The organism is Streptomyces sp. NBC_00316 (genome assembly GCF_036158715.1).
Classification (GTDB): Bacteria; Actinomycetota; Actinomycetes; order Streptomycetales; family Streptomycetaceae; genus Streptomyces.
In genome coordinates this window covers 4,365,212-4,385,928 of the sequence record NZ_CP108023.1, presented here as the reverse complement: position 1 = coordinate 4,385,928, position 20,717 = coordinate 4,365,212, and the positions used below count along the sequence as shown (strand labels likewise).

Sequence of the window (20,717 nt, the reverse complement as noted above, 5' to 3'; positions counted from 1 at the left end):
GGGGGAGCCCGCAGGGGACCGGTGACGGCCGCTCCGGGCGTCAGGCGACCAGGAACGCCGTCGCCGTCGCCGCTCCCAGCGAAGCGCCCGCCACCACCTGGGCGACGCTGTGGTAGCCGAGCGCCACCCGCGACCAGCACACGGCGGCCGTCATCGGGTACGCCAGCAGCCACCACGGGGAGTGGACCGCGGCGAGCAGTGCGACGACCGCCGAGGCGACCGACGCGTCCACCGAGATCTTCCAGACGGTGTTGACGGCCAGCAGGACGACCGTCATGGCCCACAGGGCCAGCATCGCCACCAGGATCCCGGCCGGCGCGTGCCCGAGGACCATGACGACCGAGCCTGCCCCGATCGAGCCGAGGATGACGAAGAAGATCGGCGCACGCTTCGTACGGTCGACGACATGCCGGTCGCCCCAGGTGCCGCGCCCCCGCTCCCACTCGATGTACCCGGCCGGGACGATTCCCGCGCAGAGGGCGCCGAGAAGGCCCCACAGCAGACCGGTCCAGTGGCCGGCGGCGGCCAGGCCGATGGCGAGCATGCCGGCGAGCAGGACGTTGCGGGGCTGGAGGACGTCCGTGACCGTGCGGGCGGCCGACGTCCGGCCGTCGGCGGGGGCAGGGGCCGCGGTGGTGTTCGTCGTCGTCACGCCTTCTTCTCCGTCTTCTCCGTCGTGTCCATGGCTGTCACGGAGGCCAGGATCTGCCGGGTCCGGTCCTCGGAGACCGTCCGGTACGCGGCCGCCACCTCCACCAGCCACGCCACTTCGTCGTCCTGGTCGGTGGCGTGCTGTGTGCCGACCGCTGCGGCAGGGCCGGCGGCGGCGCCGCTGTTCCTCGCGGTGAGGGCCGCCTTGATCCAGTACGCGTCGGCGAGCGGTCCGGCCTTCGCGGGGTCCGCGGTGTCGCCGACGGCTGCCGCCCCGGCGGCCGGCAGCAGGGTGTCCGGCACGTAGTGGCGCAGCTTCTCGACCGCGTCCGCGATGTCGGCGGCCCACCGGTCGATCCGGATGTCCGCGGGCGTGTCGAACCTGGTCAGTTCGCGGCGCAGGGACCGCGGCGGCTCGAACGGCTGCTCGGGAAACGCGGTCATCAGCTCGTACCAGAGGGCGTGCAGCCGGCTCTGGGCCCGCCACAGCTTCACCCGGCGCCCGCCTGTGCTGAAGGCGGGGATGGACGCGCCCACCGCGAAGAACGCGAACAGCACCAGCTGTGCGGCCTCGGTGACCTCGTCGAACTCCAGGGCGAAGGCCGGGCTCGGCCGGTCGATGACGCTGACCCACAGGAACAGCGTGCGGCTGACGGTGTAGCCGACGCCGATGACCATCGCGAATGTCATCATGCCCAGCCCCACCCGCAGATGGCGGAGCCGCGCACCGGCGGTGGCCAGCCCCCACTGGTACGCGCAGACCGCGGACGCGGCGCCCAGGTAGAGGTAGAACACGCTCATGTACAGCGTGGCGCCCCACTGCCCGGCATGGTCGGAGACGAAGCGGTCCGACGGTACGGAGCGGTCGACGACGGTGAAGAAGAGCACCGTCAGCAGGATCAGTGTGGCGACGGACGCCTTCGCCGCCACCTGCTGGATCATCCGCGCGAACCGGACGTGCCGCGGGACGTCCCCGGCCTCGGGGTACCGGCCGTAGATCGCGACGATGTAGCTGAGGATCGCCAGGATCGCGACGGTCGCGGTGTAGTGCTTGATCAGGACCGAGAGGTCGGTGACGGCACTGTTGTTGAGCCCGGTCCGTACGGCACGGGTCTTCGTCCACAGGGCGGCGGCGAATCCGGCGTAGCAGCCCCACAGGGCCCGGCGGCGTTTGTCCTCCTCGTCGCCCCACAGGGCGGCCGGCATGCGCCACACGGCGACGGCCGTCATGAGGCCGGCTATCAGGTAGCCGGCGAGATCGAGCGGGGTCACGGCAAAGTCCTCTGGAGTGGGGGAGGGGGTTGTCGAGCAGTCAGGTCCGGCGGAACAGGCCGCCGCCGCGGCGGCGGTGCGCGACGGGGCGGGAGAGCGAGTCGGCCAGGCGGCCCACCATGTCGTCGCTGGTCACGTCCCTGGCCATACGCGGGATGAGCGAGGCGCCGAACTCGGCGATCCGCTCGTCGTGCGTGTCGTAGTGGGCGCGCGCCTGCACGGTGCCGTCGCCCGCCCGCAGCGCGTCGGCGACACCGGAGTCGAGGACCCGGGAGATCAGGGACGTGTCGAAGACCGGGAGCAGCCGCTGGAGTTGCTCCGCGTCGAGCGAGGTGCCGTGGTCGAACCACTCGTGGCACAGCTCGTGCAGGATGACGTGCTGCGTCTGGTACGCGGTGGGGCGCCGCCGGTAGAGCACGAGGCTGGTCCGTCCCGAGGCCAGGCGCAGTCCGCAGGCGGCATTGACGCGCGCCAGCCGGTCGGGCATTTCGTGCAGCACGATGGTGCGGCCGCGCGCCGCCTCCATGTTCGCCACCAGACCGGTGACGGAGAACGGGGCGGGGAGGGGGAGGTCGGCCAGTCCGGCCTCGCACTCTCTTCGCAGCGCACGCAGGGACATGAGGGCCTACTGCTCCGACCGGCCGTCGGCGGCGTCGCCGGACCCGTTGCCCGGGCCGCCGGCGGCGTCGCTCCGCCGGTCCTTCGCGTCCTCCAGGAGCGAGAGTGCGAACTGCAGCAGCTCCGGCGGCAGGCCGTCGTCGTCCAGGCCACGGCCGGCCAGCCCACTGATCTCCCCGGTCCGCCGCTTCGCCAGGAACCGCAGGCCGGCGACGACGTCGTCGACGACCTCCGACTCCTCCTTGAAGAAGCGCCAGTCGACGCCGAAGCCGAGCCCGAGAGCCTTGAGGATCTCCTCGGACGGCTGGGTGACCTTCCCGGCGAGGATGTTGGAGAAGTAGCTGTGCGACAGCGACCCACCCCGCTCCTTGACCAGGTCCGCGAAGACCCGCCCGGAGATCTTCCGGCCGGGGAAGGTCTCCTCCACCATGTACTCCACCTTCTGCTGCAACGTCCGCAGCTCAGGCGCGTGTTCTTCGCCGTTGTCCATCGGGGTCCCCACGTCCACGTCCGCCGTACGCGCGTCCGTCCGAGCGGAACATCCCGCTCCAGTGCCAGGAGCGGGCTTGCGCAAATACTCTACGTCACTGTTAACTCGAAAAAACATGGGCAAGGGACCACGAGGGGAGTCCCTTGCCCGTGGTGTCGTCGTATGTCCGGCACGGGTGGGCCCGCAACGGGTCGTAGCCCTTCACGACGGGGGATGCGTGAAGGGCTACTCGTACATTATGACCGCCGGCCAGGCCGTCATCAACTGACCGTCCGGTCAGTGTGTCCCGCGAGGTGTGCGTCGGGGTACGCGTCTCGCGACGGGAAAGAGTGTGCGAAGAGGTGTGCGACGAGGCGTCGTGCACCCGGGCGGCCGTCGGGCGCCCGGACAGCTAATTTCACCCGACAGGCCCGGGAAATCTGTCGCGGCTATGATAGAGATGATGGCTCGCACTCAGAGAGTTTCTTTTTCGGTCAACGAAATCAGAGACGCTTCCGATGTCTCTCGCGGCGGGCCCGGAAGAGGTGCAAATGCCCCCAGAGACCCCTCCGCACGCCGCTGACCGGCTCGATGACGACGACTACCCCGCCTACACCATGGGCCGGGCGGCGGAGATGATCGGCGCGACGCCCGGCTTCCTCCGGGCGATCGGCGAGGCCCGCCTGATCACACCCCTGCGGTCCGAGGGCGGCCATCGCCGCTACTCCCGCTACCAGTTGCGCATAGCGGCCCGCGCGCGTGAACTCGTCGACGGCGGTACGCCGATCGAGGCGGCCTGTCGCATCGTCATCCTGGAGGACCAGCTCGAGGAGGCCCTGAGCCTCAACGCGGAGCTGCGTCGGTCCCGGACGGGTTCGGCCGGTGGAGCGGGCGCGGGGTCCTGAGGACGGGTCCGCGGGGCAGAATATCTGCTGCCGCAAGCGCAGAATTTTATGCAATGCCCGATGAAGGTTTATGGCACACCGGACGGAGTGTAATTACTTGCCGCTTCCGGACGCTTCCATCGTGCTAGTGTGGATGCAGTTGCAGTTGTGGTTCCCAAAACTCCAAGTGCTCTCGTCGGCGTAATGTGCCGATGGGCGCGCTTTTGTATTTCCGGCATTATTGTTCCGGACGGGGTAATCATCGCGGCGACGCGGGATCCGCACGGTGCGGATCCCCGGGCACTGCCCCAGAAGGAGACAAACATGGCTACTGGCACCGTCAAGTGGTTCAACGCGGAAAAGGGCTTCGGCTTCATCGAGCAGGATGGTGGCGGCGCTGACGTCTTCGCCCACTACTCGAACATCGCCGCGAGCGGCTTCCGTGAGCTGCAGGAGGGCCAGAAGGTGACCTTCGACGTCACGCAGGGCCAGAAGGGCCCGCAGGCGGAGAACATCACCCCCGCGTGATCCTGCAAACGCTCCGGCGCTGACGCGCTGAGACGCACTTGCGCACAGCTGGGGCCCGCACCTTGGGTGCGGGCCCCAGCTCGTTGCTTTTTCCGGGCCCGCCACCGTGCGCCGCCCCCAGTCCCTGTGACGGACGCGGTTCATCCGTGTCGGACACGGCTCGTTTCTTCGCAGCCGGGCTTCGTCAACGCATTTCATCGGCCCGTTCCTGCGATTCCTGCGCCGCTCCGCCGGTGCAGTGAATTCCTCGATACGCGCCATATCGAGGAAGGGTTCTGCATGAACCGCACAGCTCGCACGAACGATCGATACTCCCGTACCCGCAGCGGCGGCTTCCGCTCGCAGCCCGGCGGCGGTCAGGGAGGCCAGAGCCGCTACGGCGCTCCGGGCCGCTCCGCCTCCGGTTCCGGTCCGCGCTCCGGTGGCTACGGACGCCGGCCCGCCGCCAAGCAGGGCGAGTTCGCCCTGCCGACGACGATCACCCCCGCGCTGCCCGCCGCCGAGGCGTTCGCCGATCTGGATCTGCCCGCACCCCTGCTGGCGGCGCTCGCCGCCGAGGGCGTGACCACGCCGTTCCCGATCCAGGCGGCCACCCTGCCCAACTCGCTCGCCGGGCGCGACGTGCTCGGCCGCGGCCGCACCGGCTCGGGCAAGACCCTCGCCTTCGGCCTTGCACTGCTGGCCCGTACGGCAGGCCGGCGCGCCGACGCCCGCCGCCCGCTGGCCCTGGTCCTCGTCCCCACCCGGGAGCTGGCCCAGCAGGTCACCGACGCCCTCACCCCGTACGCCAAGTCGCTGAAGCTGCGGCTCGCGACCGTCGTCGGCGGCATGTCGATCGGACGGCAGGCAAGCGCGCTGCGCGGCGGCGCCGAAGTCGTCGTCGCGACACCCGGCCGGCTCAAGGACCTCATCGAGCGCGGCGACGTCCGCCTCGACCGTGTCACCATCACCGTTCTCGACGAGGCCGACCAGATGGCCGACATGGGCTTCATGCCGCAGGTCACCGAGCTGCTCGACCAGGTGGCGCCGGAGGGCCAGCGGATGCTGTTCTCGGCCACCCTGGACCGCAACGTCGACCTGCTGGTCCGCCGCTATCTGCACGACCCGGTGGTCCACTCCGTCGACCCGGCGGCCGGTGCGGTGACGACGATGGAGCACCACGTGCTGTACGTCCACGGCGCCGACAAGTACGCCACCACGACGGAGATCGCGGCGCGCGACGGCCGGGTGATCATGTTCCTGGACACCAAGCACGCGGTGGACAAGCTCACCGACCACCTCCTCAACAGCGGGGTACGGGCTGCCGCGCTGCACGGCGGCAAGTCGCAGCCGCAGCGCACCCGCACCCTGACCCGGTTCAAGACCGGACACGTCACGGTGCTGGTCGCCACGAACGTCGCGGCCCGCGGCATCCACGTCGACAATCTCGACCTCGTCGTCAATGTGGATCCGCCGAGCGACCACAAGGACTACCTGCACCGTGGCGGCCGCACCGCCCGGGCCGGTGAGTCCGGCAGCGTCGTCACGCTGGTGCTGCCCAACCAGCGCCGTGAGATGACCCGTCTGATGGCCGATGCGGGGATCACCCCGAAGATCGCCCAGGTCCGCTCCGGCGAGGCCGAGTTGAGTCGGATCACCGGCGCGCAGGCCCCGTCGGGGGTGCCGGTCACGATCTCGGCGCCGGTGACGGAGCGGGCGAAGAGCGGCGGCTCGCCGTCGTCCCGCGCCCGCCGCAGCCGCCCGTCACAGGGCCGCCGCACGTCGTCCGGCGCGGGCAACGGCGGCTCGCAGCGCCGGTCCTAGCTCATCGGTCCCGGGACGTCCCGCCCGTGCGGCGGGGCGTCCCGAACGGTCCTACGCCCAGAGTGTCTCGGCGAGCGAGACCCCCACGAACACCGCGGCCAGCGCCGCCACCACGCTCCCCACGACATTGGCCGCCGCGTACAACATCGCCCCGTCCTCGGCCAGTCGCAGCGTCTCGTAGCTGAACGTCGAGTAGGTCGTCAGCGCCCCGCACAGCCCTGTTCCCACGAGCAGTTGCACCTGCGACGACGTGGCGCCGGCCGCCACCGCGCCGGTCAGCAGACCGAGCACCAGGGAGCCGGCCGTGTTCACCGCGAACGTCCCCCACGGGAAGACCGTGTCGTGCCGGGACTGGACCGCCCGGTCGGTCACGTAGCGCAGCGGTGCGCCGATGGCCGCACCGACGATCACCAGCAGCCAGTTCACCGGTCCTCCTCCCGACCGTGGCGGCGGATGACCTCGCAGGCGTCCAGCATGGCCACCCCTTCCCCGATCAGCTCGTCGACGAGCGGAAGGAACGCGCGGATGCGCTCCTCGGTGTCCACGATCACGACGGCCACCGGCAGGTCCTCGCTCAGCGACAGCAGCCGCTGGGTGTGGATCACCGACGAGGCGCCGAAGCCCTCGATACCCCGGAACACGCTGGCGCCCGCCAGCCCCGCCCGGTGCGCCCGGTGCACGATCTCCGTGTAGAGGGGCCGGTGGTGCCAGCTGTCGGACTCCCCGACGAGGACCGTCAGCCGCAGGGCCCGTTCGGTCGCCCCGGCCCCCTCGGTCCCGCTGGTCTCCTCCGTCATGCCCGCCTCCACGCCCGTACGCGGCGCGTCAGCCACACCGCACTCCACACCGCTGCCAGCGCCGCCAGCAGGGTCAGCCCGAGATACGCGACACCTGCACGGGCCCGGCCGGCGTCCACGAGCCGCTCGATGTCCACCGCGTAGGTGGAGAACGTGGTGAACCCGCCCAGCACCCCCGTACCGAAGAAGGGCCGCACCAGCCGGTGCACCGACCGGACATCGCTGATGACCGCCATGAACACGCCGATCACCGCACAGCCGATGACATTCACCAGCAGCGTCGTCCAGGGGAAGCCACCCGGCGGAGTCGTCCAGATCAGCGAAGCCCCGTAACGGCCGCACGCTCCGATCGCACCGCCGAGGGCGACGACGGCGACGACGGGCCACTGCCGGCCGGACCGGGTGCCCGGTCGCGCGGGTACGGACATGGCGGCCTCGGCGTCGTCGGGGTCCTCCGGCACGGAGGAGTCCGGGGATCCCGTCGGTGCGGGGAACACCCGGGGCTGCTGCGCTCCCATGGACATACGTCTCCTACCTGCTGGGTGCCCGTGCGCGGGCACGTCCGACCGCAAGTAGGGACCGTTGGCGGCACTGCTGCCGCGGTTCGGGTACGGCGGGCCCCACCGCCGCGCAGCAACCGTCACCCGCACGGTCCCTGCTCGCATCAGACTAACGCCCGTATGTGCGCCGCGCCCGGCGCGGGCGCGAGGACGACCGGCGACGACGATGCTGAGTGCGTACGCGGTCCAGCGTCCGCGCGACGAATCGTCGAGGGCGCCGGTGAACAGATGGGTGGAGAGGGCGGCGAGCGCGCACAATCCTGTTCCGGGCGGGGTCCGGAACGTTCTTCGGGACGGGGTGTCGTGCTCGCGTCAGCCGGATTCTGCGGAGGGTCGACGGCGCGCTCCGATTCGGCGGCGAACGGGTGCAACGGGCCCGGATCTCCGCCGGGTGGCGTACCCGAAAAGCCCGGAACTCCGGGAAGAGCCGGTCGTGCTCCCGCGTGGCACGCGCGGAATCGGGACCGGGTCCTTTCATTGTTTCCCCCTGCAATAGGTGCCGCGTCGCGTATGGGCGGGCGCGGGATGTTCTTCGTGCCGAGGCCTTGCGCGGATCGCTGTACGGAGAGCCCGGTGAGGCGTTGTTCCCGGGTGTTAGGCTCGCGCGGATCAAGCGCGTGAATCACCAGCAAACGCCTGAGAGCGCAAGGGAACGGTCGTGGAGAAGACTCCCCCGAAGATCGTGGTGGTCGTCCCCACCTACAACGAGCGGACGAACCTGCCCGTCCTCGTCGATCTGCTCATGGACCTGCACGTACCGAACCTGCATGTTCTCGTCGTCGACGACAATTCGCCCGACGGCACGGGGGAGATCGCGGACGGGCTCGCAGCCGGGGCACCGGGCACGGTCGGCGTTCTGCACCGGAGCGAGAAGAACGGGCTGGGCCGCGCGTACGTCGCCGGTATGACGCGCGCGCTGGAAGAAGCAGCCGACGTGGTCATTCAGATGGACGCCGACCTCTCTCACCCGGCTTCGGTGGTCCCGCTCATGGTCGAGAGACTTTTCGCCGACGACGCCGCCGTCGTGATCGGTTCCCGCTATGTGAAAGGCGGTTCGCTCGCCACCGAGTGGCCGTGGCACCGAAAGGCGCTCTCCGCCTGGGCGAATTTCTACGTCAACGCGATTCTGCGGCTGCGCGTGAAGGACGCCACGGCCGGTTTCAAGGCATGGCGGGCGGACACCCTGAAAGCGATCGATCTGCCGACCGTCCGCAGCAACGGGTATTCCTTCCAGGTGGAGATGAACCACCGGACGGTCAGGCGCGGACTGAAGATCGTCGAAGTGCCGATCAGATTCGAGGAGAGGGTGAACGGCGAATCGAAGCTGGGGCTGCGCGTGCAGATCGAATCGGCGATCGCGCCGTGGAAGCTGCTGTTCGGCAAGAACGGCTGACGTCCGGTCAGGCGTGCGGGGGGCAGCCCCACCGGAGGCCGTGGTGCCTGCCGGATGGGATGGGGGCCGTCGCTCAACAACCCTTGTTCCATGACCACTTACCTCAATCGGACCCTGCTGCTCGCCCTGTCCGTGACCGTCGTCGCCCTGTCCGTGACCGTCGTCGCCACGTCACTGGCCGCCGTCGCGGTCCCCGCCGCCCTCGCCGCACCGGCGGAGTCCGCCACCGCTGTCCCCACCCTCATGTGGCGGTCGTGCGCCCTGCCCGGCGGCCCCGCCGGGCAGGAGTGCGCCGACCTGCCCGTACCGCTCGACTACACCGACCCGGACGGCCCGCAGCTCACCGTCGCCGTCTCCCGTGTGCGCAGTGACCGGCCCGGTGCGCGACGCGGCACGCTGATCGTCATCCCGGGCGGGCCGGGCAGCGCCGGGGTGCAGCGGCTGACGCAGAAGGGGGCGGCGCTGCAGAAGGAGCTGGCGGGGGCGTACGACCTGGTCGGCCTCGATCCGCGCGGCGTCGGCGGCAGTACGAGGGCGAACTGCGGTCTCGACGAGGAAGACCGGTACATGACGACCTTGCGTTCCTGGCCCGCGCCGGACGGCGACATCACGGAGAACGTCGCCCGGTCCCGGCGCACGGCCGAGGCCTGCGCCCGCAACGGCGGAGCCGTGCTGCGCAGCTTCAGCACGGCGAACGAGGTGCGCGACATCGACCGCTTCCGGCAGGCGCTGGGCGAGGAGAAGCTGTCGGCGTGGGGCGTCTCGTACGGTACGTACGTGGGCGCCGTGTACGCGCAGAAGTATCCGCGGCACACGGACCGTTGGGTACTGGACAGCACCGGTGACCCCGATCCGTCCCGGCTCGAGCGCGGCTGGCTGGCCAACATGGCGCAGGCGGCGGACGACCGCTTCCCGGACTTCGCGGCCTGGGCCTCGGATCCGGCGCGGGAGGCCGAGAGGCTGCGCCTGGCCCGGCGGCCGCAGGACGTGCGGCCGTTGATCCTCTCGCTGGCGGCGGAGCTGGACCGTCAGCCGAAGGAGACGACCACGGCGGGCGTCGCGCTGACCGGCAACCGGCTGCGGCAGGCGCTGCAGAGCGCCCTGTACAGCGACTCCTCGTTCGGGCAGCTGGCCGAGCTCGTCGTGGCGGCCCAGGACCCGGCCGTGACACCGGTCCTCCCGCCGGAGCTCGCGTACCCGCTGCCGGACCAGGACGCCGCGGTCATGGTCGCCGTCATCTGCAACGACGTGCGGTGGCCGGCGTCCGTGGCCTCGTACCGGAGGGCCGTGGCCGCCGACCGGGCGGATCACCCGCTGACGGCCGGGATGCCGGCGAACATCACACCCTGCGCCTTCTGGAAGAACGGGCCCACCGAGAAGCCGACGAGGATCACCGCCGAGGGCCCGTCCGACATCCTGATGATCCAGAACCTCCGGGACCCGGCGACCCCGTACTTCGGGGCGCTGAGGATGCGCGAGGCACTGGCCGGCCGTGCGCGGCTCGTCACGGTCGACCACGGCGGGCACGGCGTCTACCTGGGCAACGGCAACGCGTGCGGCACCGGCAAGGTCACCACGTTCCTGACCACGGGGGTACGCCCGGACCGGGACACGTTCTGCGCGGACTGACCGGGGCGCGGGCCGGGCACGGTCCGGACGACGGCCCTACGCCTTCAGCAGGGAGAGGACTTCCTCGTCGGGCGTCTGGGAGAAGTCCCTGTACCACTCGCCGACGGCCGAGAACAGCACCGGCGTGGAGAGGCAGACCACCTCGTCCACCTGTGTACGCAGGTGGGCGACGGTGTCCGCAGGCGCCACCGGAACGGCCAGCACCACGCGGGCGGCGCCCTGCGCCCGTACGACCTGGCAGGCGGCCGAGGCCGTGGCACCGGTCGCGATCCCGTCGTCGACCACGATCGCGGTACGGCCGTCGAGCGGCAGCCGGGGCCGGTCCTCGCGGAACCGCCGCGCCTGCCGTTCGAGCTCCGCCTGCTCGGTGCGTTCGACGGTGGCGATGTCCTCGGGCCCGAGCCCTCCGCGCCGGACGACGTCGTCGTTGATCACCCGCACCCCGCCCTCACCGATGGCACCGAAGGCCAGCTCGCGGTGGTACGGCACGCCCAGTTTGCGGACCACGATCACATCGAGAGGGGCACCGAGTGCCGCGGCAACCGCAGCGGCGACGGGAACCCCGCCGCGCGGCAGCCCCAGGACGACGGGTTCCTCCTCCGCCAGATGCCGCAGCGCCTCGCCAAGGCGCTGCCCCGCATCCACGCGATCGGCGAACAACACGGTGGTTCACCCCCGACCCAGGGGAGACAGTGACCACGTACGTATCCACTTCGAACGCAACCCCATGTGCGGCGGTCCCGCAAGTCGGCGACAGTCGACCTTGTGGAACGAATCGGAGCGGTCCTGATCGACATCGACGGCGTGCTCACCGTGGACTGGCAGCCGCTGCCCGGCGCGGTGGCGGCCATGGAGCGGCTGCGTGCCGCCGGGCTCCCGCTGGCCCTGGTCACCAACACCACGTCCCGCACCCGCGCCGAGATGGCTGCGAAACTGGCCGGTGCGGGTTTCCCCGTCGGCGAGGACGACATCCTCACCGCACCGGCGGTCACCGCCGCGTATCTGCGCGAACACTGCCCCGGAGCCCGGTGCGCGCTGCTCAACAGCGGCGATGTCCGCGAGGACCTGGCGGGTGTGACCCTCGTGGACGCGGCGGACGAGGGTCCTCCGGTGGACGTGGTCGTCCTGGGCGGCGCGGGAGAGGCGTTCGGTTACGAGGCCCTCAACGCGGTCTTCCGCCACCTCCAGGGCGGCGCCCGGCTGATCGCCATGCACCGGAACCTGTACTGGCGTACGGCGCAGGGCCTCGACCTCGACACGGGGGCCTTCCTGCCGGGGCTGGAACGGGCGGCGCGGGTCGAGGCGGTGGTCACCGGTAAGCCCGCCGAGGCGTTCTACGCCACCGCACTGGCCCATCTCGGCGCCGGCGCGTCCGGAACGCTGATGGTGGGTGACGACATCGAGACCGACGTACTGGCGGCGCAGCGCTTCGGGATCACCGGCGTACTGGTCAGGACCGGCAAATACCTGCCGGAGACGCACAGGTCCGCCTCCGGCACCCCGGATCACGTCCTCGACTCCTTCGCGGACCTGCCGGCGCTGCTGGGGGAGTGAGCCGGCGGCCCTCGCGGGCGCACGTCACGGCCGCGGACACCGGGCCCGGCCCTCCCGTGTCCGTACAGGTGCCCCCGCCGGACCTCCGCCCCGGCCTTCTCCCGCGACCGTCCGGGGGACCCCTCCGCCGCGCCGGGACCGTCCGCCCCTTGTGTCGCCCCCATGGGTAATAGCCTCAAATCACACTTTTCGGGCCCAGTACACCCGCGAGCCACACACCACCGGTGGAGTCCGCATGTCATTTGCCTTCATGCCAGAGAGAAGCCGGAGCCGAAGCCCTCGGCACAGTCGGACCCGCAAGCGCGTTCTCACTGTCCTCGGCCTTCTGCTGGCCGCCTGGGTGGCGGCCTTCGGGATCGCCGCGGTGATTCCGTCGAAGGCGCTGGACGACCTCGACCCGCGCATCGCAGCGATCATGCGCAAGCCCGCCTACCCGCACGCCCAGTGGGCGATCTTCCAGCAGAACCCGGACAGCGGCGAGGTGGTGGAGGCACGCAACGCCGACCAGTTCCTCGTGCCCGGATCCGTGGCCAAGCTGTTCGGCGTCAGCGGCACCTGGCGCACCCTCGGGGGCGATCACCACTTCGTCACGCCGGTGCACGCCGTCGGGAAGCGGCAGGGCGCGACCCTCGTCGGGGACCTGGATCTCGTCGCCCAGGGCGATCTGACCCTCGGCGGCCGAACGCGCCCGGACGGCACGGTCGCCTTCACGGACATCGACCACACCTACGCCGACGACATTCCCGGAGCGACGCTCACCGCACCGAACCCGCTGGCCGGCATCAATCAACTCGCCAAACAGGTACGGGCGTCGGGGATCACCAAGGTGGACGGCAACGTGATCGTGGACGCCCGGCTGTTCCGTCGCGATCCGGCGCTCGACCCGGCACCGACGCCGATGATCATCAATGACAACCTGATCGATCTGCTCACCACCCCGGGCGACACCCCGGGCGCGCCCGCCCGGCTGGACTGGCGCCCGCACGTCGCGCCGTACACCGTCAAGTCCACCGTCCGTACCGTCGCGGCCGGCAAGCCCACCGCCCTCAAGGTGAAGCCCTCCGCCGACGGCACCCGTATCCAGGTCTCCGGCACCATCGCCATCGATTCCGCCCCGGTCCTGCGGGTGTCGGACATCAAGGACCCGAACGCCTTCGGCCGTACCGCCCTGATCGAGGCACTGAAGCGGGCCGGGGTCGAGGTCACCGCCAAGGCCGTGGGGCCCAACCCGGCGGCCCGGCTGCCCCGGTCGTACGGGGGTGCGCCGGTGGTGGCCCGGTTCACCTCCCCGGCGTACGACTCGTACGCCCGGCTCATCTTCAAGGTGAGCCACAACCTCGGGGCCAACCTCGGTATCTGCCTCATGGCCGTCAGCACGGGCAGTTCCCGGTGCGCGGACGGCTTTCCCGTGCTCGCGAAGTTCCTGGACAGCGCCAAGGTGGACCGCAAGGCGGTCCAGCTCGCCGACGGCCGCGGCGGCAATCCGGTCGACCGCGTCACACCCCGCGCCGTGGCCCAGATCCTGAGGTACTGGCAAGGCACCTCCGAGGCGACCCGCTTCCGGGAGGCGCTGCCCACCCTGGGTGTCGACGGGTCCCTCGCGTCGTCCTGCCGGAACTGTCCCGCCCGCGGCAGGGTGTCCGCCAAGACGGGCACCGTCGCGGGTGGTGACCTGCTCAACGAGCGCCTGGGCGTGGACGCGGAGACCGTCGCCGGGTATCTGGAGACGAGCGGGGGGCACTACGACGTGTTCTTCGCCGGGGTGAACGGTGCGTCCGCGTCCGATATCGACGGCGTGCTGGACATCGGCGACGATGTGGCCGACGTGGCCGCGTATCTCCAGGAGGCGACGAGCAGCAGCTCCTGATGCTCGCCGCGCGGCTTGAAGTTCGGGTAGCGCAGGGTGGTGTCCTCCGTGCCGTGCCATACCTGCACCCGCGGCCGGGCGCCGCTGTAGCCGGGGTACGCCGCACGGGCCAGGTCGCCCCACTGCTGCGGCGTCCTGTCGACGTGGCCGTTCGCGCAGGCGCTGTTCCATCCCGATCCGTCGGTGGTGGCGAAGCACGAGTGCGGCACGCCCATGAAGGCCGCGCCCGCCTTGAACACGTCGGGGTAGTTGCCCAGCAGGACGTCGGTCATCATGGCGCCGGAGGAGGCGCCGGCCACGTAGATCCGGGCGGAGTCCGCGTTGTTGTGCCGCTCGACACAGCTGACCATGGACCTGATGCCCACCGGGTCACTGCCCCCGTCGCGCCTGAGGGCCTGCGGCGAGGAGACGTCGAAGCAGTTGCCGCTCCTGGTCGCCGACGGGTAGATGACGATGAATCCGTAGCGGTCGGCCGGCGAGGCGAACTCCGTGCCCGAGTAGAAGGCCGGACCCGAGCCCGTGCAGTAGTGCACCGCCACCAGCACGGCCGGCCGCGCCTGGACTCTGTCCGGCACGTACAGGTGCATCCTCAGGCTGCTCGGGTTGCTGCCGAAGCCGGTCACCTCCGTCAGCGTGGCCGCGGAAGCGGGCGGCGCGGCGACGGCGAGGAGGAGCGCGGACAACAGGGGCAGGACGCATGCCAGAAGGGCCGTCAGCGGTGATCCCACCGGCCGGCTCCTGGCGGTCGGCGTGTGCACGGATCTGTTGGTCATGGCCATGTCCTTCCTAGAATGACTGCTGTGAAGGGACTGCTGCTGCGGCTCTCGGCGCTGGATGCGGACGCAGCCACCGCCGTCCGCGTGATCGCCCACTTCGAGGCGTTGCTCGGTGGCGGGCTCGATCCGGTGTTGCTGGCGCGGTCCACGGCCGGGCTGGCCGGATGCGCGGCGGGAGTGGAGCTGTCCGACGGCCGCACGGCGCGGTTCGCTCCGGCCGGCGCCGCCCTGCACGGCGTGCCCGAGCACGTCTCCGGCAGGGTCGATCTGGAGCCGGCCGGACGCGTCTGGCTGGAACGGCCCGGTGTGCCGGGCCCGTTCGACGAACTGGTCCTGGAGTGGATGGCCATCACCGCCCGGGTGCTGGCGGGCCGGCCGCGGCAGACCCGGCTGCCCTCGGCGGCCGATCCGGCACTGGTCGAGCTGGTGCTGTCCGGACGGGAGGACGCCTCGGACCGCGTCCGTGCGCTGCGGCTGCTGGGCCTGGCACCCGAAGTGCCGCTGCGGGTGGCCGCGGTGGCCGGTGGGCCGGGGACGGATGTGGGGGTCGAGGCGGTGGCACTGCTGGGGCGCGGTTCCCTGCAGGGGACCGTACGGGTGGCGCGGGTCGGGTCCGTGGGGGCGGTACTGGTCCAGCGTCCGGACGGCTTCCGGAGCGGCTCCGCGCACACGGCCTCACCGACCGCGGAGCTGCGGGCTGTTCTGCGTGAACGCCTCCGTGACCGGGGGACGGTGCGTGACTCCGCGCACGCGATTCGGGTGGGAGTCGGCGGCGGCACCGATCCGCTGGATGCGCGGACCTCCTGGGAACAGGCGTGCTCGGCCCTGCGGTTCGCGGGGGCGGGCGGCCCGGAGGAGGCCGTGGCCGACCACGACGAACTCGGCCCGGTCGCGCTGCTGGCGGACATCCCGGTGGAGCGGCTGCGCGCGCAGGCGGACGTTCGGATGCTGGCGAAGCTGGAGTGCGGAGAGCGGGGCGGGCAGTCGGGGCAGGGCGGCGAACTCCTGGACGCCCTGGCCGCGTTCTGCCGTACGGGCTCATTGAGACAGGCCGCCGCCCGACTCCACCTGCACCACAGCTCGGTGGCCGCACGGCTGGCACGCGTCGAGGAGGAGCTGGGGTGGCGGCTGCGGGACCCGCAGGACCGGTTCCGCGCCCAACTCGCGCTGTACGCACTGCGGCTGGCCGGTGAGGGCGGTAGTAACGGTGAGGGTGACGGCGGATGAGCGTCCACCGGCTCACCGCCCCAGTGCCCTGCGCAGCACCGCGATCGCCTCGGCGGTCGCGCGCTGTATGACGGCGGCGTGCTCCACGGCCCAGGCGCCGTGGAAGGCACCGGGGATCAGGTGCAGTTCCGTGGGCACCCCGGCGGCCAGCAGGGCGCGGGCGTAGTCGATGCCCTCGTCGCGCAGGGGGTCGAACTCCATGACGGAGACGTACGCGGGCGGCAGCCCCGCCAGGGCGACGGTCCCGGCGCGGGCGGGCGCGGCGTACGGAGGGACGTCCTCGGTGCCCGGCACTCCGTACCCCAGATAGGCCTCCCAGCTGAGGTGGGCGCTACGTCGGTTCCACACGGGCGTGTCGGTGAAGCGCAGGGCGCTCGCGGTCCCCAGCCGGTCGTCGAGCGCGGGGCTGCACAGGTGCTGGAAACAGATGGCGGGCCCGCCGTGGTCACGGGCGAAGAGGGTCAGCGCGGCGGCCGGACCCGCTCCGGCGCTGTCGCCCCACAGGGCGATCCTGTCCGCCCGTACGTCCAGGCCTTCGGCGTTCCGCGCCAGCCAGCACAGCCCGGCCCAGCAGTCCTCCAGGCCCCCGGCCGGGTCCGACGCCGAGAACTTCGCGGCCTACTTCGGCGAGAGCGCACTGCGCCGCTTCGACCGCGACGCCGCGGCCCAGCCCGGAGCCGAGCACGTCATCGTCCTCCTCGGCGTGAACGACCTCGGCCATCCCGGCACCGTCGCCCCGGAGTCGGAGAGGGTCTCGGCGCAGGACATCATCGACGCCCACCGCCAGATCATCGCCCGCGCCCACGAACGCGGACTGACGGTCTACGGGGGCACGATCCTGCCGTTCAAGAACGACACCCTCGGCTTCTACAGCCCCGGGAACGGAGCCGCGCGGCAGACCGTCAACCACTGGATCCGCACCAGCGGCGCATACGACGGGGTCATCGACTTCGACAAGGCCCTGCGCGACCCGGCCGACCCGCAGCGCCTCCTCGCGCGCTACGACGGCGGCGACCACCTCCACCCCAATGACGCCGGAGCCGAGGCCATGGCCGACGCCATCCCTCTCCACCTCCTGCGCTGACCCGCCCCCCGCAAGCGCTGCCCGTGCCGGCGTCCCCACCGTCGGCACGGGCACCGCGCGGCTCCGCGGCGCACATCGGGCGGAACCGGCCCGGACGAGGCCGTGCTACGCCTCCGCGTGCGCCCGTTGTCCGGTCACCGTTGCCGGGACCTGCGGGGGCGGGCCCGCCGCACGGAAGAGCTTCCCCGGCCACCAGAACCACCGGCCCAGGTCGAGGGCGAGTGCGGGAACCAGGACCGTGCGGACGAGGAAGGTGTCGAGCAGGACGCCGATGCCGACGATGACACCCAGCTGGGCCATGGTGACCAGGGGCAGCCCTGCGAAGACGGCGAAGGTCGCGGCGAGCACCACCCCGGCGGAGGTGATGACACCTCCGGTGCTGGTCAGCCCCTCCAGCACGCCCGGACCGTGGCCGAGCCGTGCGGTCTCCTCGCGCACCCGGTGCATCAGGAAGATGTTGTAGTCGATCCCCAGGGCGACCAGGAAGACGAAGCTCATCAGCGGAATCGACCAGTCCACGCCGGCGAAGCCCAGTGCGTGCGCGAAGAGCAGGTTCGAGGCTCCGAGGGCCGCCAGATAGGACAGGGCGACCGTGGCGAGCAGCAGCAGCGGCCCGACCAGGGCCCGCAGCAGCCAGACGAGAACCAGCAGGACCACCAGCAGCACCACCGGGACGACCGTCCGCAGGTCGCGGTCGGCGGCCCGCTGGGTGTCCAGGGTCTGTGCGGTGGTGCCGCCGACCAGAGCGTCGGCACCCGCCACCGCATGGACCGCGGTACGCAGCCGCTCGACGGTGTCCTTGGCGGCCGGACTGTCCGGGGCGTCGCTCAGCACCACGGAGAGGGAGGCCAGCCGCCCGTCGGGCGTGCGGTCGCCGTCCTCGACCCGGGTGACGCCCTCGACGCCGGCCGCAACCCGCCTGACCCGGTCCGCCGCACCGGCGTCGGTGACGATCTTCGCGGGGTCGGAGGACCCCGACGGGTAGTGCGCGGAGATCCTCTCCTGCGCGACGACCGACTCCGGCTCGGTCCGGAACATCTCGGACTGCGTCAGGCCCATGTCGATGCCGAGGGTGCTCAGCGCGAGCACGGCGGTCACCGCGGCCGACATCATCCAGGACCGCCGGGGACGGGCGGCGACGGCGGCCCCGACCCTGGACCAGACGGTCCGCACCTTGCGGGACGGGGTGCCGTACCGGGGCACGAACGGCCAGAACACCCAGCGGCCCGCGATCACCAGCAGGGCCGGCAGGACCGTGACCATCGCGAGGAACCCGCAGACCACCCCCACCGCCCCGACCAGACCCATGGAGCGCGAGGAGTTGACGTCGGCGAGCGACAGGCAGGTGAGACCTGCCGCGATCGTGCCCGCCGAGGCCAGGACGGCGGGACCGGAGCGGCTCAGCGCGATCCGCATCGCCGTGTGCCGCTCCTCGTGGCGGTGCAGCTCTTCGCGGTAGCGGGCGATCAGCAGCAGTGCGTAGTCCGTGCCGACACCGAAGACCAGCACCATGAGGATGCCCGCGCTCTGCGGATCGACCGGCAGGCCGGCGTACCTGGCCAGCAGATAGGTGCCCACCCGCGTCAGTACGGCGGCGAAACCGACCGAGAGCAGCGGGAAGAGCCAGAGAACGGGGCTGCGGTAGGTGATCAGCAGCAGGACGGCGACGACCAGGCCGGTTGCGATCATCAGGGTCGAGTCGAGGGAGCCGAAGACCGCCACCTGGTCGTCGAGCGAGCCGGCCGGTCCGCCGACCTCGATGTCCAGGCCGGGAGGGGCGTCGGCGTGCGCGATCTCGCGGATCCTGTCGACGCGTCCGGTGAGGTCGTCCCCGTACGCGAGCGGGACGACGATCATCAGTGCTCTGCCGTCCTCGGACGGGACCGGGCCCGCCGGCCGCTCGCCGTCCGCGGCGAGATGCGCACAGGCGGCCCGGTCGGCGAGGGCCCTGGCCCGGTCGGCGCCGGTGAGCGGCCGGTCGCTGCTGTAGACGACGACGGCGGGCATGACGGCGTCGGTACGGAATTTCTCCAGCGCCGTGTTGACCTGTGCGGACTCGGCCCCGCGCGGCAGGAACGCATTGGCACCGGTGTTCTCGACCTCGCCCAGCTTGCCCGCGAGCGGGCCGAGCGAGACGGCGAGGATCAGCCAGGCGGCGAGCACGAGCCACTTGGTGCGGCGCCCGGCAGGAATGCCGGCGGCACGCCTGAGCAGCGCTTTCATGAGTAACCTCCCAGGGTGGGGTGCGACCGGCCGCAGGCCGGTGAGGGACACAGGGAATCCGTGCCGCGGTGTGAGGGTGTGAGAGCCCGCCGCGGCTGCGGATGGTGTTGTCCGGCGTGTACTTCGCAGATACGGCCGGGAGTTGGCGCTCCCGGCCGTACCACTCGTACAGCCCGTCACGGGAACGGGTCGATCTCGCGCATCACCTTCTCCATCGACGCGATCGAGGTCCGGGCCTGCGTCAGCTCCTCCGGCGTCCGTCGGCGCTGCTCGACGTCGTCCTCGAGCAGCTCCGCGCATCTCCCGGCGAGCTGACTGCACGGCTCCTCGCGGGCTGCGACCATGCGGGCACGCCAGGTCGCAGCCACCTGCCAGACAACCACGATCAGCAGGGTGAACACCCCGGCCGCGCCGACAGCTCCGGCCCGGACGCACATCTGGCACGTCGCAGGGAAGAGCAGGGGATCTCAGGGCCGCCCTGCCGGCGGGACCGGCGGGGTACGGCTCACCGTCCGGCCCGACGCGGCCACCGCCCGCGCGAACTTCGCGGCGTCCACGACGGCCGCGCCGCCCAGATCGTTGTTGAAGTACGCATACACGTCGTCCTCGTCGGGCCAGGTGTCCACGATGCGGCGGGCCCAGGACGTCAGTGCCTGACGGCCGTAGCGCGGCGACGGCTGCGCCAGGCCGCCGTGGAACCGCACGTATCCCCAGGACGCGGTACGCCACAGGGGCGTCACCGGACGGGACCCCCGATCCGCCCAGCACAGTGCGCTGCCGTGGCGCTCCAGTACCGTCCGGAGTTCCCGCTCCGCCTCCCACCAGGAGGTGTGCCGGAGTTCGACGGCCACCCGGACCCTGCCGGGAAAGCAGCGCAGGCAGGCGTCCAGGGCCCCGGTGTCCTCCCGGAAGTGCGACGGCAGTTGAAGCAGCACGGGTCCCAGGCGGTCGCCGAGGCCCTCGGTGCGGTCCATCAGCCGGCTCACCGGTTCCTCGGGTTCGTGCAGCCGCTTCAGATGGGTCAGATAGCGGCTGGCCTTGACCGCCATGACGAATCCCTCCGGCGTCCGCTCCCGCCAGGAGGCGAAGATCTCCGTGGTGGGAAGCCGGTAGAAGGCGTTGTTGTTCTCGACGGTGGCGAAGTTCCGGGCGTACTCCTCCAGCCACAGCCGCTGGGGTTGTCCCGGCGGATAGAGCACGTCACGCCAGTCCTTGTACTGCCACCCCGAGGTTCCGACGAGCACGGGCATGGGCCGATCCCTGCCCGTGCGGCTGGAGGACGTAACGGCTCGCCCGGCGAGTGCACCGTGGTGGACGCGACGACGGGCGGCGGCTCGACGTGCCGCGCCACAATGGAGGTGCGGAACGCGCCAGCCGTTGCG

General features: G+C 71.4%; 20 protein-coding genes and 2 pseudogenes. 9 read left to right on the top strand and 13 right to left on the bottom strand.

Annotated elements, in window-relative coordinates:
• Window positions 1-40: 40 nt before the first annotated feature.
• Genes OG878_RS19505 through OG878_RS19490 form a run of 4 tightly spaced genes read right to left on the bottom strand, consistent with a single transcriptional unit; the run spans window position 41 to window position 3,031 of the window.
• Complete coding sequence (locus OG878_RS19505) at window positions 41-652, bottom strand: hypothetical protein (RefSeq protein ID WP_328887976.1); 612 nt, start codon at window positions 650-652, stop codon at window positions 41-43.
• Window positions 649-1,923 carry an MAB_1171c family putative transporter gene (locus OG878_RS19500; RefSeq protein WP_328887975.1) on the bottom strand — a complete coding sequence of 425 codons (1,275 nt, stop codon included), beginning with the start codon at window positions 1,921-1,923 and terminating at the stop codon, window positions 649-651. The genes OG878_RS19505 and OG878_RS19500 overlap by 4 nt, the downstream gene beginning before the upstream one ends.
• Window positions 1,924-1,963: 40 nt before the next feature.
• Entirely contained in the window at window positions 1,964-2,542 is a 579-nt protein-coding gene (locus OG878_RS19495; protein WP_328887974.1) for a toxin, read from the bottom strand.
• 6 nt (window positions 2,543-2,548) lie between these two features.
• Window positions 2,549-3,031, bottom strand: a complete 483-nt coding sequence (locus OG878_RS19490; RefSeq protein ID WP_328887973.1) for a hypothetical protein — start codon at window positions 3,029-3,031, stop codon at window positions 2,549-2,551.
• Window positions 3,032-3,561: 530 nt separating this feature from the next.
• Between OG878_RS19490 and OG878_RS19485 the strand changes: the two genes are divergently transcribed.
• The 3 genes from OG878_RS19485 to OG878_RS19475 all read left to right on the top strand — a co-directional run bounded on the left by OG878_RS19485 (window position 3,562) and on the right by OG878_RS19475 (window position 6,225).
• On the top strand, window positions 3,562-3,915 hold the full coding sequence (locus OG878_RS19485; protein ID WP_328887972.1) for a MerR family transcriptional regulator: 354 nt from the start codon (window positions 3,562-3,564) through the stop codon (window positions 3,913-3,915).
• A gap of 303 nt (window positions 3,916-4,218) precedes the next feature.
• A complete protein-coding gene (locus tag OG878_RS19480; protein WP_277327371.1) occupies window positions 4,219-4,422 on the top strand; it encodes a cold-shock protein in 204 nt (67 codons plus the stop codon).
• A 279-nt stretch (window positions 4,423-4,701) separates the two neighbouring features.
• Window positions 4,702-6,225, top strand: coding sequence for a DEAD/DEAH box helicase (locus tag OG878_RS19475; protein WP_328887971.1), 1,524 nt, complete (start codon window positions 4,702-4,704; stop codon window positions 6,223-6,225).
• 51 nt (window positions 6,226-6,276) lie between these two features.
• Here OG878_RS19475 and crcB (OG878_RS19470) read toward each other — a convergent pair whose 3' ends face one another.
• The 3 genes from crcB (OG878_RS19470) to crcB (OG878_RS19460) are packed head-to-tail and all read right to left on the bottom strand — an operon-like array spanning window position 6,277 to window position 7,540.
• Window positions 6,277-6,651, bottom strand: a complete 375-nt coding sequence (crcB, locus tag OG878_RS19470) for a fluoride efflux transporter CrcB (RefSeq protein WP_328887970.1) — start codon at window positions 6,649-6,651, stop codon at window positions 6,277-6,279.
• Window positions 6,648-7,022, bottom strand: a complete 375-nt coding sequence (locus OG878_RS19465) for a DUF190 domain-containing protein (protein WP_328887969.1) — start codon at window positions 7,020-7,022, stop codon at window positions 6,648-6,650. Before OG878_RS19465 ends, crcB (OG878_RS19470) begins: the two co-directional genes overlap by 4 nt.
• Window positions 7,019-7,540: a fluoride efflux transporter CrcB gene (crcB, locus tag OG878_RS19460; protein ID WP_443049131.1), complete on the bottom strand. Its 522-nt coding sequence runs from the start codon at window positions 7,538-7,540 to the stop codon at window positions 7,019-7,021. The genes OG878_RS19465 and crcB (OG878_RS19460) overlap by 4 nt, the downstream gene beginning before the upstream one ends.
• A 700-nt stretch (window positions 7,541-8,240) precedes the next feature.
• Here crcB (OG878_RS19460) and OG878_RS19455 point away from each other — a divergent pair.
• Both OG878_RS19455 and OG878_RS19450 read left to right on the top strand, forming a co-directional pair.
• Window positions 8,241-8,975 carry a polyprenol monophosphomannose synthase gene (locus tag OG878_RS19455; RefSeq protein ID WP_328887968.1) on the top strand — a complete coding sequence of 245 codons (735 nt, stop codon included), beginning with the start codon at window positions 8,241-8,243 and terminating at the stop codon, window positions 8,973-8,975.
• A gap of 90 nt (window positions 8,976-9,065) precedes the next feature.
• The gene (locus tag OG878_RS19450; RefSeq protein WP_328887967.1) at window positions 9,066-10,604 is read left to right on the top strand and encodes an alpha/beta hydrolase; all 1,539 of its coding nucleotides are present in this window, start codon (window positions 9,066-9,068) and stop codon (window positions 10,602-10,604) included.
• A gap of 45 nt (window positions 10,605-10,649) precedes the next feature.
• Here the strand turns inward: OG878_RS19450 and OG878_RS19445 are convergent.
• A pseudogene (locus OG878_RS19445) lies at window positions 10,650-11,267 on the bottom strand (phosphoribosyltransferase); the annotation flags it as partial.
• A 102-nt stretch (window positions 11,268-11,369) separates the two neighbouring features.
• Between OG878_RS19445 and OG878_RS19440 the strand changes: the two are divergent.
• Both OG878_RS19440 and dacB read left to right on the top strand, forming a co-directional pair.
• Window positions 11,370-12,158, top strand: a complete 789-nt coding sequence (locus OG878_RS19440) for an HAD-IIA family hydrolase (protein ID WP_328887966.1) — start codon at window positions 11,370-11,372, stop codon at window positions 12,156-12,158.
• Between the two features lie 235 nt (window positions 12,159-12,393).
• Window positions 12,394-13,878: pseudogene (gene dacB, locus OG878_RS19435) on the top strand (D-alanyl-D-alanine carboxypeptidase/D-alanyl-D-alanine endopeptidase); the annotation flags it as partial.
• A gap of 20 nt (window positions 13,879-13,898) precedes the next feature.
• Here the strand turns inward: dacB and OG878_RS19430 are convergent.
• The gene (locus OG878_RS19430) at window positions 13,899-14,798 is read right to left on the bottom strand and encodes an extracellular catalytic domain type 1 short-chain-length polyhydroxyalkanoate depolymerase (protein ID WP_328887965.1); all 900 of its coding nucleotides are present in this window, start codon (window positions 14,796-14,798) and stop codon (window positions 13,899-13,901) included.
• 18 nt (window positions 14,799-14,816) lie between these two features.
• Between OG878_RS19430 and OG878_RS19425 the strand changes: the two genes are divergently transcribed.
• A complete protein-coding gene (locus OG878_RS19425; RefSeq protein ID WP_328887964.1) occupies window positions 14,817-16,028 on the top strand; it encodes a PucR family transcriptional regulator in 1,212 nt (403 codons plus the stop codon).
• Between the two features lie 12 nt (window positions 16,029-16,040).
• Here the strand turns inward: OG878_RS19425 and OG878_RS19420 are convergent, their stop codons facing one another.
• Window positions 16,041-16,559, bottom strand: coding sequence for an alpha/beta hydrolase fold domain-containing protein (locus OG878_RS19420; protein WP_328891297.1), 519 nt, complete (start codon window positions 16,557-16,559; stop codon window positions 16,041-16,043).
• On the opposite strand from OG878_RS19420, the gene OG878_RS19415 reads away from it, so the two are divergent.
• Window positions 16,456-17,112, top strand: coding sequence for a GDSL-type esterase/lipase family protein (locus tag OG878_RS19415; protein ID WP_328887963.1), 657 nt, complete (start codon window positions 16,456-16,458; stop codon window positions 17,110-17,112). The genes OG878_RS19420 and OG878_RS19415 overlap by 104 nt on opposite strands.
• A 105-nt stretch (window positions 17,113-17,217) precedes the next feature.
• Here the strand turns inward: OG878_RS19415 and OG878_RS19410 are convergent, their stop codons facing one another.
• From OG878_RS19410 to OG878_RS19400, 3 genes are all read right to left on the bottom strand, one after another.
• Window positions 17,218-19,335 (bottom strand): MMPL family transporter, encoded by a 2,118-nt coding sequence (locus OG878_RS19410; RefSeq protein WP_328887962.1) that lies wholly within the window; start codon window positions 19,333-19,335, stop codon window positions 17,218-17,220.
• Between the two features lie 176 nt (window positions 19,336-19,511).
• Window positions 19,512-19,772, bottom strand: a complete 261-nt coding sequence (locus OG878_RS19405) for a hypothetical protein (protein ID WP_328887961.1) — start codon at window positions 19,770-19,772, stop codon at window positions 19,512-19,514.
• A 30-nt stretch (window positions 19,773-19,802) separates the two neighbouring features.
• Window positions 19,803-20,585, bottom strand: coding sequence for a DUF72 domain-containing protein (locus tag OG878_RS19400; protein ID WP_328887960.1), 783 nt, complete (start codon window positions 20,583-20,585; stop codon window positions 19,803-19,805).
• Between the last annotated feature and the right edge of the window lie 132 nt (window positions 20,586-20,717).

What these genes read in the sequence shown, in the direction of transcription:
- OG878_RS19495 (WP_328887974.1), bottom strand. Translation starts at nt 2,542, where the DNA reads ATGTCCCTGCGTGCGCTGCGAAGAGAGTGCGAGGCCGGACTGGCCGAC.
- OG878_RS19490 (WP_328887973.1), bottom strand. Translation starts at nt 3,031, where the DNA reads ATGGACAACGGCGAAGAACACGCGCCTGAGCTGCGGACGTTGCAGCAG.
- OG878_RS19485 (WP_328887972.1), top strand. Translation starts at nt 3,562, where the DNA reads ATGCCCCCAGAGACCCCTCCGCACGCCGCTGACCGGCTCGATGACGAC.
- OG878_RS19480 (WP_277327371.1), top strand. Translation starts at nt 4,219, where the DNA reads ATGGCTACTGGCACCGTCAAGTGGTTCAACGCGGAAAAGGGCTTCGGC.
- OG878_RS19475 (WP_328887971.1), top strand. Translation starts at nt 4,702, where the DNA reads ATGAACCGCACAGCTCGCACGAACGATCGATACTCCCGTACCCGCAGC.
- OG878_RS19465 (WP_328887969.1), bottom strand. Translation starts at nt 7,022, where the DNA reads ATGACGGAGGAGACCAGCGGGACCGAGGGGGCCGGGGCGACCGAACGG.
- crcB (WP_443049131.1), bottom strand. Translation starts at nt 7,540, where the DNA reads ATGGGAGCGCAGCAGCCCCGGGTGTTCCCCGCACCGACGGGATCCCCG.
- OG878_RS19450 (WP_328887967.1), top strand. Translation starts at nt 9,066, where the DNA reads ATGACCACTTACCTCAATCGGACCCTGCTGCTCGCCCTGTCCGTGACC.
- OG878_RS19430 (WP_328887965.1), bottom strand. Translation starts at nt 14,798, where the DNA reads ATGACCAACAGATCCGTGCACACGCCGACCGCCAGGAGCCGGCCGGTG.
- OG878_RS19425 (WP_328887964.1), top strand. Translation starts at nt 14,817, where the DNA reads ATGACTGCTGTGAAGGGACTGCTGCTGCGGCTCTCGGCGCTGGATGCG.
- OG878_RS19415 (WP_328887963.1), top strand. Translation starts at nt 16,456, where the DNA reads ATGGCGGGCCCGCCGTGGTCACGGGCGAAGAGGGTCAGCGCGGCGGCC.
- OG878_RS19410 (WP_328887962.1), bottom strand. Translation starts at nt 19,335, where the DNA reads ATGAAAGCGCTGCTCAGGCGTGCCGCCGGCATTCCTGCCGGGCGCCGC.
- OG878_RS19405 (WP_328887961.1), bottom strand. Translation starts at nt 19,772, where the DNA reads ATGTGCGTCCGGGCCGGAGCTGTCGGCGCGGCCGGGGTGTTCACCCTG.
- OG878_RS19400 (WP_328887960.1), bottom strand. Translation starts at nt 20,585, where the DNA reads ATGCCCGTGCTCGTCGGAACCTCGGGGTGGCAGTACAAGGACTGGCGT.